The organism is Bacteroides muris (ex Fokt et al. 2023), from assembly GCF_024704895.1.
Taxonomy (GTDB): Bacteria; Bacteroidota; Bacteroidia; order Bacteroidales; family Bacteroidaceae; genus Bacteroides; species Bacteroides muris.
On sequence record NZ_JAMZEE010000067.1, the window covers coordinates 1 to 12,541 of the forward strand.

Consider the following 12,541-nt stretch of genomic DNA (forward strand, 5'->3'; position numbering starts at 1 on the left):
TTATCAAAGAACTCTTTGGCATAGTGGCAGAAGCCGCTTAGCCGATATGGTGAATTTTTAACGGACTATTATAAATATAAACGAGTTAAAAAATAGATGGATGTTTTATTCTTTATAATCAATTTGTTAGCAACTTTATGAGATAATCGGAAGGGATTAGTACAGTTCCAACCCAAACTCCTCTTTTAGTTGTAACAGGGCGCTATTCTTTTGTGCCATCATCTGGAATTTTTCAACGCGCCCATAGGCACGTACCTTTTCAGCAGGAGCACTAATCCGGACAATCATGGTGATTTTGCGGTTCTTTAGCCGGGTACGTAGGTAATTTTGCAGAGTGGGTATCATGCCGGTAAATTCCTTGGCAACGATTTCATTGTCTACCACGGTTTCAAAAGTTGTGTCATTTGTTAAAGTGATGCGCATGTTCTGCATGCGCTTGGCTATGGCTACTTGCTCCTTGGGCATACGTCCGGCATACTCCTGCCAGTAATAGTTCAAATCCCTTTCATTGAAGATGTAGTCTTCTTCCGGTTGTGCTGCTTGGTGGGCGGCAGTAGGGTTAGATGAAGGGTTTCTTTGTTCCTCTTCTATATGGGGGCGTTTGATGGAGATCCCTAATCCGGACATTTTCATGACCGGAATTTTTTTCTCTTCTCTCCCTTGCGCCATTAATACGGCAGCAGGTGTGGCATGTGGAGTTGTTGCATTACTATGCTGCGTGGCAGCAGGTTGGGGAGTGCTGTTTGTCTGTACTGCCGGCTGTACGGTTTGTTGGGGCATGGCAGCAGTGGCCTGTGGCTGCTGAGCGGCGGCAGGCTGCGTGAATATGGGTTTTATAGCTTGTTTAGGGCTGCGCCCATTGGCACCGTCGTCCTCCTCGGCGGTCAGTTGTGCCACTTGTATCAGAGTGAGCTCTACCAGTAGCCGTTTGTTTTTACTGGCACGGTAGTTCAGGTCACAATCGTTGCAGAGCTTCATGGCACGGTAAAGAAAAGGGAGGGGGCATTGCTGTGCTTGTGCTTGGTAACGTTCGCGGATGCTTGCGCCCACTTCAAGCAACGGCAGTGTCGCCGGGTCTTTGCTGACAAGCAAGTCGCGCAGGTGGGATGAAAGTCCGGTGATGAAGTGGCTGCCGTCGAAGCCTTTGTTGAGCACATCATTCAGTAATAGCAACGCGTCACTGATTTTGTTCTCAAGAAAGAATCCGGTTAGTTTGAAGTAGTATTCATAGTCCAGCACATTGAGGTTTTCAATCACGCTCTTATAGGTGATGTGTCCTCCGGTGAAGCTTACCACCTGGTCGAAGATGGATAGTGCGTCGCGCATACCGCCGTCTGCTTTGAGGGCTATTACATTCAATGCTTCCGGCTCAGCAGTGATGTCTTCTTTGGAGGCGACGTATGCGAGGTGTGCTACGGTATCTTCCACGCCAATCCGGCTGAAATCATATATTTGGCAGCGTGAAAGGATGGTGGGCAATATCTTGTGCTTCTCGGTAGTGGCAAGGATGAATATGGCATGGCGTGGAGGCTCTTCCAGTGTTTTCAGGAAAGCATTGAAAGCCGAGGCGGACAGCATATGTACCTCGTCAATGATATATACTTTGTATTTGCCTATCTGAGGTGGAATGCGTACCTGCTCCACCAATTGGCGGATGTCATCCACAGAGTTGTTTGAGGCGGCATCCAGCTCATGGATATTGTAGGAGCGCTGCTCATTGAAGGCAGTGCAGGATTCACATTGGTTGCATGCCTCGCCGTCTGCTGTGGGGCTCATGCAGTTGATTGTTTTAGCAAAGATACGGGCACAAGTTGTTTTTCCCACGCCTCTTGGACCGCAAAAAAGATAGGCATGCGCCAGTTTTCCGGTGGCAATGGCATTCTTCAAGGTAGTGGTCAGTGCACGTTGGCCTACTACGGACTCAAAGGTCGAGGGACGATATTTCCGTGCAGATACGATATAGTTTTCCATATTCGGGATATTCTTTGCTTTTTGTGCAAATGTACACAAAAAAAAGAAATCTTTCGGTTATTCCTCTTATCTTTGTGACGTGAAGTTATATGATGGACAAGCTCCATCATGAATGATAAATTGCTAAATAGTAGATAACGAGATGGATAAACTTGCTTCTCTTTGGTCTTTTGTCCGCAAGCATAAATATCTGATTACGCTTGCGTTGTTTGCTGTAATTATCGGGTTCCTGGATGAGAACAGTGTTGTACGCCGTTTGGGTTACGCCCGGGAAGAAAGCCGTCTGCGCGATGAAATAGAAAAGTACCGCAAGGAATACGAGGAGAATACCGAACGGCTCAATGAGCTTGCCGTCGACTCCGGTGCCATCGAACGGATTGCCCGTGAGAAGTATCTGATGAAAAAGCCCAATGAGGATATTTATGTATTTGAAGAAGATATAGAAGAATGAAACAACTGATACCCGCCCTTTTCGCAGTAGGGGCCGTGATGCTCTTGGCAGGAGCTGCCGTTTATATCACGGGCTGGCCTCTTTCACCTTATATATATACTATCGGCGCTACGATGGTTGCTTTGGCCCAAATTAATTCTCCGTCCAAATGTAAAAGTCCCACTGTCAAACGCCTGCGCCGACAGCAAATATTCGGTGCGCTTTTGCTGGTGCTTACGGGGGCATTCATGCTCTTTACAAAAGGCAATGAATGGATTGTGTCTCTGACGATAGCCGCCATTCTTGAGCTTTACACTTCGGTACGTATTCCACAAGAGGAGGCGAAAGAAGGTTTAAGCTAAATCCGGAACATATATTCTGCATAAACAAGAGGGGCTGAACTCTTTTATAGAGCCAGCCCCTTTCTCATTTAGTTAATCTTCTGCGTTATCCGTCTATCTTTCTACCTTTTCTACTGTCAGAACTGCCGAAGAGACACCTGCCGTTACGTCAACTGTGAACCGGTAAGCGACACCGTTTTCCAGGCTTTTGCCTTCTACGAAGCCCAAGTTGCCAGCATCACGTCCGTTGGTACCGTCACCTATAAATACTAAGTCACTGGTGGTAGACAAGGCATCGTTTTTATATTCACCTCCCCAACCTTGCTGGTGGAAGAACTTGAAGTTGATGTCATCAGATTTGATTTGCTCTCCCGCTACTACTGTTACCTGATACTTCTTCGCTTCAATCTGTGACATGCAGAGACCTTTTTCTGTAGTCCAACCTACGGCATTGGTCGCTACGGAAGGTTTACCGATACCGTCACCGATAATCCAAAGGGCGCCGGTTTCGTCATCGTTCAGAGTGGCGGTGCTTGTTCCGTTCATTTTCAATACTTCCAGATAATTCAGGGCCAGGTTGGCAATGACGCGATAAGTTCCATCGATGGGCAGGAACTTCAGCGAACCGTCTTCATTCTTTTCGAAGAAGTCGGGGTCTATCCAATGTTGGTCGAAGTTGGGAATGTCTGCAGTGATGTTGTCCCCTTGCTTCAGATTGAGGTCGATGCTGTAATGGTCATCATCCACCATCTCCATTTCAGAACCGTTCAGCAGTAGTTTAACGAAAGGAGCGGCTGCATAAGTCAACGTATTGAAGGAGATGGAATATTCTCCAGCTGACAGATTGGAGAAGGTAATTTCACTGGAGGTACCTTGTGTAATGGCACCGTTGCTCCATCCGAAGTTGATTTCATTCCCGTTGGTGCCTACTTTAGGAGCTTTGATGTAACCTTTCACTTTTTGTGCAAATTCACCGGTCACGCTATACTGATTGGCTGCGACTTTTTCCATGAGGTATTCTTGGTCTCCGGAAATCAGAGTTAGGTAGGGGAAGTCCGGACGACTCAGCGCCACGTCATAGCTTTTCTCTGTGATTGTGAAATTGATGTTCTGCAGAATGAACTTCAATTTAGCTGTTCCGTTGGGAATATTTGCCAGATAGGGAACATATATTTTCCCGGTATAGTCTTGACCGTTTACTTTTGTGCGGATTATAGTCTCTGACACCATTTCGTCGCTGAAGTATAACCGCGCTTTTAACGTGGAAAGGGGTACATCTGCGTCCGATGCCTTGATTGTAAAAGGCAGACTGTCTCCGAACAAGGCTGAAGAAGGTTCTGCCTGAAAGTCCATTGTCGGGTTGCCGGGAACCGGATCGTCATCGCTGCAAGCATTCAGCATGGCTATGCCTGCCAATGCCATTAGATAGTTTTTTAAGCTTTTCATTATAATCTTCTGTTTAAATTATTAGTTTTATTTTTTCCAACGGTAAGAAACGACTGCTTTGGCCGGAACTTCGTAGGAAAAGTAGTGTGTGCCGTCGCTTACGGTGATTCGCTTGGCATCTGCATTGTTGTTTGCCAATACGAATGCATAGGTACCGTCCGTATTCTCGAAGGCGGAGTAGGTGATTCCGTTGGCTGTGTAACCGGTCGTTCCGATACGTACAGCTCCTGGTTTCACGACTGAAGACATGTGCCCGATAAGGTAATAATGGGAATTACGGACAATTTTAGAATAGTTTGTATTGTCAATATCCACTGCACCGTAGCAGGTCTTGCAAGAACCATCTGAGGGGCTTACCGGTCCCAGGTCACTGTCTAACATCAGATTCCACACAATGGTGCCGCGGCACCAGTTGTTGGCTGTTCCCAATGCTATTTCTTCCATATCGTTAAGCAGGCGTGCTTCCAAATCGCGACCGGAGTTCCAAGTACCTATGGAGGTTTCCGTAAAAAGCAGTTCCTTGTTGGGATAGAGTTTGTGGATATTCAGCAACTCAGAACGGTTACCGCCATAATTATGGTAGGCAGCGCCCGCAATGTATTGTGAGGCTTCCGCATCATCATAAATCTTGGTAGGGTAACTTTTTGGGTCGGCCAGATTGTCGTAGTTGTAGTTATGGTCGAAAACATAAATCTTTGTAGTAACTCCGGCTTCTTTGAAGGCAGGGCCCAAGCCGGTCTTGATGAAGTCACGGGCTTCTTCCCATCCCATGAACAAGGATGCTGAGTTACCGTGGTTCAGCGGTTCGTTCTGCGGAGTCACAGCGTGGATTTTGATGCCTTCCTTTTCGAAAGCTTGTATCCATTTTACGAAATAGTCGCCATACGTTCTGTAATATTCGGGGTTCAAGTGTCCGCTGGTCCATGAGTCAAAGGGTACACGTTCCTCCAGGCTTTTCACTTTCATCCACTTCGGACATGTCCAGGGAGCGGCAATTATTTTGACGGCAGGATTGATTGCCAGAATTTCCTTCAATATAGGAATCACATATTTGGTGTCTTCCATCGGAAGGGCAAAGTGCTCAAGCCCCTTTTCGTCACAGCAAGTGAATTCACTGAATGAGAAGTCGGAACAACCGATGGCAATACGTACATAGCTGAAGCCATAGCCTTCTTTGTCCGAGAATGTTTCAGTCAGAAACTTCGTGCGGTTCTCTTGTGTCATCTGCATCAGGTTGTAACCGGTAGAGCCGGTGATGGCTGCACCGAAACCGTCCATTTCCTGATAGCGGGTGGCAGGGTCGAGTGTCACGGTAGAAGGTGACATGTTGCTTCCGGTGCCGAAGGCCAGCCCGGACTTTGTCAAATCATAAGTACGACTGGTGTTCGTTACATAGAGGGTAACATCCTTTGCCTCTTCCGTGGGTTGGTCTGGCTTGGGTTCCGGTGTAGGGGTGATGTTACTGTCATTGTCATTGCCGCAGGCTGCCAGTATGGTGAAGCAGCCTAATGCGGTAGTGAATATATTTCTTAAATTCATATTCAATTGATTTTTATATTACTCATTAGTATTAATAGCCCGGGTTCTGTATCAGATTTTCGTTCTGGTCGATGGCTCCTTGGGGAATAGCCAGCAGATAGGAGTTCTCATTGAACAGATTTTCTTGTGCATGGCGGCCGCTGTCTTTGGCGTAAACGGCGTTCATCACTTCTTCTACCTTATTGAGGCGGCAAAGGTCGTACCAGCGCTGTCCTTCAAAGGCAAGCTCCATGCGGCGTTCGTCCATATAAGCTTGGAGCAATGCTTCTTTACTGCTGCGGGTGCTTTGTGGAAGTTTGCCCAGTCCGGCGCGGTTGCGGATGCGGTCGATGATGTCGGCTGCACCGTTCAGGTCGGGAGTCTCTCCCATAATTTTTGCTTCGGCTTTGAGGAGCAGGATATCGGCATATCGCAGATAGATAATGCTGTTGAACGCAGAGCGGCATTTGTACATGAAGGCATAATGGCCTGCCGGATAATAGTTGCTCCATCCGCAGTCATACCATACAACAGATTCATTGTAACGTTTCGTGTCTCCTTGCTCTTCATAGAGGCGGATAAGGTCACGGGAAGGGGTAATCCATTTGGCCCAGGTGAAACTTTCATCCCAGTTGCTCAAGTTGCGGCCGAACATCCAAGTACACCAGTTGCCGGAGCCTGGAGGAAAGTGGGCTTCGAGAATTGCCTCCTTGGTATTGCGTACCCGGCAGTCTTTTTTTTCCGTATCATACGCCCAAAGGTCGCTGAAGTCTTCCACGAGGTCGAAGCCGTCGGCAGCAAGTTCATCGGCATATTTGATAACCTTTGCATAATCGCGCAGAGGTTTTTCTGCATAGACCTTGGCAAGCATGGCACGTGCCACCGATTTGGTAAGTATGCTCTTGTCTGATGTGTCGTTTGTCGGTGTGTTGGGGTTTTCCACTGCTTCAGTCAGGTCTTTCTCTATTTGGGCGTAAGCCTCTTCAGCCGTATTCTGTGGAGGAAAATAGGTCGGGTACATTTCTTCTACGTTGTCTTCGGTAATGTCACCGCCCACGGTAGTGATGACCGGGAAGTTACCCCATAAACGTACCATATCGAACATGACCATGGCACGGAATATCTTGGCTTGTGATTGATACTTGCCGCGTTTACTTTCACTGAGTGCCTTGAGCTGGTCACAGCCCACGATGATGCGGTTGGCAACGGCAATGTCGCCTAAGAAACGGTCCCAGTCACGTTTTAGTACAGAATTAGAGCCTTCAATGGAGTTGGTTTCGTAAGGCACCACTTCGGCCCCCGTTGTTCCGGCGTAGGCATTATCGGAATGAGCGTCACTGATAAGCAGTTTGTCGACATACCAGTGCTCCTGCTGGTCACGAAATTTTTTGTGAAGGGTTACCATTGAAGTTTCCACGTCTTGCACACTGTTGAAGATAGGCTTTTCATCAGTTTTGTTCACTCCTTCCGTTACATCCGAGTAGGTGTCTACCGGATTATAGTCCAAGTCACATGAGGTTGCGGTCATTGCCAACAATACACTGCAAGCTATACTTTTATATATATGGTTTAGTTTCATAAGTTATTTCTTCCTTTTTTAGAATTCAACATTGATACCGAAAACGAATGATTTGCTCTGCGGGTAAGTTCCATAGTCGATGCCCTGTACAGAACCGCTGTTGCCATATTGGTTCACTTCAGGATCCATACCTGAATAGCTGGTCCAGGTCAGCAAATTGCTGGCGGTAAAATAGGGCTGTACGCGGCTGATACCCCATTTCTTGAACTGGCGGCAACGGATGTTGTAAGAGAGTGAAATGTCTTTGACACGCAGGTAGCTGCCGTCTTCTACAAAGTAAGTGGAGTTCTTGATGTTGAAGTTGGCTTTCGGGACATTCGTAATCTGTCCGGGAATTCTCCAGCGTTTCAATACTTCCGTCGACTGGTTTTTACCGTCATACATACCTTCGGTTTCCATACGGGACACATTGAAGATGTCGTTTCCGTAGCTTCCTTGGATGAAGATGCTCAGGCTGAGGTCTTTCCATGTAAAGGTGTTTGTCAATCCGTAGATGAAGTCGGGATTCGGGTCGCCGATATAGGTACGGTCAGAAGTGGAAATCTTGCCGTCTTCGTTAAGGTCGCGATAAATCAGGTTACCGGTTTCCGGGTCTACACCGTCGCTGATGTAGCCGTAGAAACCACCCAAAGGACGTCCGGGCTCATTGCGTACGATATTTTCTTTCACCACCTCGGCACTGCTTGCTGCTGTATAGATTTTCTGCAATGACAGCTTGGTCAGCTTGTTCTTATTGAAAGAAATGTTGAAGTCTGTATCCCAAGAAAACTCGCCGGTCAGGTTATGGGAGTTGATGGCGAACTCGAATCCCTTGTTGGTCATCTCGCCTTCGTTACGGGTGATGCTGGTGGTTGCTGCCGCACCAGCAGGCAGACTTACATTCATCAACATGTCTGTAGTTTTCTTGTAATAGTAGTCCATGCTGAAGGTTAGTCTGTTGTTCAGTACAGTCAGGTCAAGACCGATGTTCGTCTGGTTGGTAGTTTCCCATTTCAGGTCACTTGTTCTCAGGTTGGCCTGGCTGATACCGGGAACTGCATGGTCGTTACCTTCTTCAAACCAGGGTATGCGGTTGATGTTGTAACGTTGCAGATACGAGTAATCGCCTATACCGCTTTGGTTACCGGTCTGTCCCCAGCCACCGCGGAGCTTCAAGTCATCAATCCAAGCGATGTCTTTCATGAACTTTTCCGACGAAATGCGCCATGCAGCCGAGAAGGAGGGGAAAATACCCCAGCGATGGTCGGGATGTAGCTTGGATGAACCGTCGGCACGCATGTTCATGGTAAGCATGTACTTGCTGTCATAGTTGTAGGACACACGGGCGAAATAGGAAGAGATGGCCCACTGTGAAGCTCCTGTTCCGGTACCGTCCCATGAAATTTTATTGGCAGCGTTCAGGGTCTGTATTTTATCGTCCCGGAAATGTGAGCCATTTATCCAGCTGTTGGTATAGTCCGATTTGGTATAGGAAGAACCAGCCATTACGTCGATGCCGTGCTTCTTGATATTGGTATTGTAAGTCAATATATTATCGAAAACCAACACGGTATTCATATTCCGGTTGTCAGAGGCTGTACCGAAGCTGTTGCGTCCGTCGGTGGTCGATATTGGATCGAGGAATGTGGTGCTTACACCGTTACGGCGGTCCAGGGCTACAGATGATTTCAACTTTAGGTTGGGCAGGAAGCTGATGGTAGCGGCTCCGGATGCGATGAGGCGGTTTTCCTTGTTCTTGTTGTTTTTCTGGCGGGCCAGGTTTTCCATCGGGTTCATGATGTTCACTCCATAGAAGTTCTTATTGTATTGATTCGGTTTTTCAGGATCCCAAATAGGAGCATAGGTCGGAGTGTTGATGACCGAGAGGACTACACCACCACGGTTGGCACCCGTACCGGAGATGATGCCGGTGTTTCCGATGTTGTCGGAGTAGGAGATATTGGCACTTACATTCAGCCAGCTGCGTATTTGGTTGTCGATATTGGCGCGGAAGCTATACCGCTTGAAGTATGTTCCTTCCAAAATACCTTTTTCATCCAGATAACCGGCAGAGAGGAAGTATTTCATCTTTTCATTTCCGTTTGATACGGACACTTGGTAATTCTGGGTTTGTCCGGTCTTGTAAACTTCGTCAAACCAGTTTGTCTGGTCGGTCAGCCCTTCAAGAGCAGTTGGATTTACAGCCCCGATTTCTTCTTGTAATTCGCGGTACTGTTCTGTATTCAGTGCTTCCATGCTCTTGCCTACTTTTGTCATGCCATATTGTACGTTCAATGCTACTTTGGCGTTGCCTGCCGAGCCGCTCTTGGTAGTAATCAATACCACACCGTTGGCTGCGCGCGAACCGTAGATGGCTGCTGATGAGGCATCCTTCAGAATAGAGAGGTTTTCAATGTCGTTGGGAGAGAGAAAGTTGATATTGTCTACAGGTACACCATCCACTACGTAGAGCGGGTCGTTGCTACCATTGAATGAGGTGGTACCACGTACGCGGATACTCATACCACCGCCCGGTTCGCCGCTGGGCTGCATAACCGACACACCGGCTGCTTTACCTTGCAGGGCTTGGGCTGCCGATACAATGGGGCGTTGGTCCAAATCCTTTGTAGAAACCGTAGATACGGCAGTGGTTACGTCTTTACGCTTCACACTTCCATAGCCGATGACTACCACTTCGTCAAGCAGTTCGTTGTCTTCCTGCAATGTGATATTCATGTTGGTGGCTGCTTTTACCTCTATCGTTTTGTAGCCGATGAAGGATATTACCAGTGTGGCATTCTGTCCTACACTCAGGGAAAACTCCCCATCCAGATTGGTAACAACACCGTTGGTTGTTCCCTTTTCCAATACAGATGCGCCAATGACCTCCAGGCCTGCGGCATCTACTACTTTACCCGTAGCTGTCAATCGTTGGGCAAATGCATTTGTTGACATTAGCAGTACGAGTAATGTCAGAAGGAGCTTGTAACTCCGCGTAAGAAGATTTCTTGTAATCATTCTCATAGTACTTTAATTAAAAGATTTAATTTATTTTAGAAAAGTATGTTCTAATAGAGATTGGATGTTTTCCATAGTACACTTTTCTTTCTCTGTTGCAAAGATAGTGGACAACCTTATTCGTCCGATAGGCGGGTAATATGGAGAAGTAAGTATGAGTAAAATGTAAATATCACATATATAGTGAGTTATGCCCTTATGGATTGCTGTATAAAGTAAAGGTCAGCTACTATGGAAGGAGGTCTGTATATGCTGTTTTATCGCTGTAAATGGTCGAAATACCTCTTAACTTTCATGTACTTTTTAGGGTAGAAGTAGCTTATGTTTAGATAGATTAATTTATCTTTGTGCTCTCAGCCTTATATGAATAATAGAAATGAAAAGAAAAATCATAGCTTTACTATTTTTACTGATGGGGTGTACCTTTCTGAATGCGGCACCTTACAGTGAAAAGATAAAAGAACTGCTGGTGCGCCTTGACTCTCTGATTGCGCAAAAAACCACGTTTGCTATGCTTAAAGAGGCGAAGATTGCCCAGTTGCACAAGCTGCAAAAGGATGTGCGTACTTTGGAAGAGAGATATTGGCTGAATAAAAATCTTTATGATGAGTATTGCGTCTATAACGCCGATTCTGCAATGAATTATGTGGTAGACAATTTGGATATAGTTTATAAGCAGAATGATAAATACCGGCAGATGGAGTGGAAGATAAAAAAGTCTTTTCTGTTGGCTGCCACCGGTTTGTTGAAAGAAGCTCAGGATGAATTGCGCGGAGTTTCAGGCGGTTCGCTCCCCAAAGAATTGTTAGTGGACTATTACGGGCAAATGCTGTATCTGTATTCGCATTTCAATCAGTATACCGGTAGTGAAATGGGTACTTTGCATGAACATTATGCACAGTTGGAGCGTGTTTACAAGGACTCTTTGAATATGGTTCTTACCCCTGAAGACCCCTTGTTCTTGTGGTATAAAGGGCAGGTAGTACAAGGTACGGACAGTATGTATGTTTTTAAAGAACGTTTGCAGAAGGGAATTCTTAATTCTGCATTCGACACTCGGCGCGATGCCATGAATGCTTACGTGCTGGCCTGCTTTTATCGCGAGTCCGATGAGCAGGAAAATTATCTGACTTACCTGATATATTCTGCTATGGCCGATGTACGTATCTCCAATAAAGATATTGCTTCGTTGGAAGAGCTGGCGGGGGTACTTTTTAGTTTGGGTGATATTGACCATGCCTATGTCTACATGAGTTACTGTTTGCAGAATGCCTTGGCATATCGGAACCGGGTGAGGGTAGTGGGCATCTCTGCAGTGCAGGACACCATTCATCAGATCTATCAGGAACGTAATCAGAGGCAAGAAGCGCGGTTACGTATGTATTTGGTACTGGTCAGTGTCTTGTCCTTGATATCCTTGTTTGCCTTCCTGTATATATATAAACAGATGAAGCGATTGAAGCAGTCGCGCCAACAGCTGAATGAGGCAAACAACCGCCTGAATAAGCATGTGGAAGAACTTTCGAAAATGCACGGACAAGTGGCAGAAACGAATGTACAGCTTACTTCTTTGAATGAACAGTTGAGGGATACCAATAATCAGCTTCGTGAATCCAACTATGTGAAGGAGGAATACATAGGTTATGTCTTTTCCATTTGTTCCAATTATATCAGTAAGCTGGATGAGTATCGGAAAAATATCAATCGTAAGCTTAAGGCAAACCAGTTGGAGGATGTGAAAGCATTGACCGATACTCATTCTATGGCACAGAATGAGTTGAAAGAGTTCTATCATAACTTTGATGCTATCTTCTTGCACATTTATCCGGATTTCGTAAGTGACTTCAATGCCTTGCTCCATCCTGACGAGCAGATTGTGCTAAAAGATGGTGAGCTGCTGAATACGGAATTGCGCATTTATGCTTTGGTGCGTTTAGGTATCACTGATAGTGTGAAGATTGCCGAATTCTTGCATTATTCACCTCAGACCGTTTATAATAATCGTTTGAAAACACGTAATAAGGCTATCATTCCTCGGGAAGAGTTTGCTGCCGTTGTGCGTTCTTTGGGTAGGGCACAGAAGTGGATTTGATAAAGGCTTCTACTGATTGTTGCAGTATGGTGCGTAGATGACACCTAAGAGTTAGGAAAAAAACTGCGATGTACGACCTTGTTTTTCCCTAAAAAACTAATCTTTCCACGGCAATGTTCTTTTCTTACCACAGCTGTGGTAAGAAAGAAACGCGGGTGTGGTAAGAA

Annotated in this window: 8 protein-coding genes; 3 read left to right on the plus strand and 5 right to left on the minus strand. The window is 46.2% G+C overall.

Annotated elements, in window-relative coordinates:
- Positions 1-156: 156 nt before the first annotated feature.
- On the minus strand, positions 157-1,971 hold the full coding sequence (locus M1B78_RS17575; protein WP_257941391.1) for a DNA polymerase III subunit gamma/tau: 1,815 nt from the start codon (positions 1,969-1,971) through the stop codon (positions 157-159).
- A 142-nt stretch (positions 1,972-2,113) separates the two neighbouring features.
- Here M1B78_RS17575 and M1B78_RS17580 point away from each other — a divergent pair, with 142 nt between their 5' ends.
- Together M1B78_RS17580 and M1B78_RS17585 are read left to right on the plus strand one after the other, a co-directional pair.
- Positions 2,114-2,422: an FtsB family cell division protein gene (locus M1B78_RS17580; RefSeq protein ID WP_005824736.1), complete on the plus strand. Its 309-nt coding sequence runs from the start codon at positions 2,114-2,116 to the stop codon at positions 2,420-2,422.
- Positions 2,419-2,763: a hypothetical protein gene (locus M1B78_RS17585; RefSeq protein ID WP_257941392.1), complete on the plus strand. Its 345-nt coding sequence runs from the start codon at positions 2,419-2,421 to the stop codon at positions 2,761-2,763. The genes M1B78_RS17580 and M1B78_RS17585 overlap by 4 nt, the downstream gene beginning before the upstream one ends.
- 93 nt (positions 2,764-2,856) lie before the next feature.
- Here the strand turns inward: M1B78_RS17585 and M1B78_RS17590 are convergent, their stop codons facing one another.
- From M1B78_RS17590 to M1B78_RS17605, 4 genes are read right to left on the minus strand one after another with little or no spacing between them, the layout of a single operon-like run.
- Entirely contained in the window at positions 2,857-4,188 is a 1,332-nt protein-coding gene (locus tag M1B78_RS17590; RefSeq protein ID WP_257941393.1) for a DUF5125 domain-containing protein, read from the minus strand.
- Between the two features lie 27 nt (positions 4,189-4,215).
- The gene (locus M1B78_RS17595) at positions 4,216-5,727 is read right to left on the minus strand and encodes a glycoside hydrolase family 30 protein (RefSeq protein WP_257941394.1); all 1,512 of its coding nucleotides are present in this window, start codon (positions 5,725-5,727) and stop codon (positions 4,216-4,218) included.
- 31 nt (positions 5,728-5,758) lie between these two features.
- A complete protein-coding gene (locus tag M1B78_RS17600; RefSeq protein WP_257941395.1) occupies positions 5,759-7,285 on the minus strand; it encodes a RagB/SusD family nutrient uptake outer membrane protein in 1,527 nt (508 codons plus the stop codon).
- An 18-nt stretch (positions 7,286-7,303) separates the two neighbouring features.
- On the minus strand, positions 7,304-10,219 hold the full coding sequence (locus M1B78_RS17605) for a SusC/RagA family TonB-linked outer membrane protein (RefSeq protein WP_430732578.1): 2,916 nt from the start codon (positions 10,217-10,219) through the stop codon (positions 7,304-7,306).
- A gap of 439 nt (positions 10,220-10,658) precedes the next feature.
- Here M1B78_RS17605 and M1B78_RS17610 point away from each other — a divergent pair, with 439 nt between their 5' ends.
- Complete coding sequence (locus tag M1B78_RS17610; protein ID WP_257941397.1) at positions 10,659-12,374, plus strand: DUF6377 domain-containing protein; 1,716 nt, start codon at positions 10,659-10,661, stop codon at positions 12,372-12,374.
- Positions 12,375-12,541 lie beyond the last annotated feature (167 nt).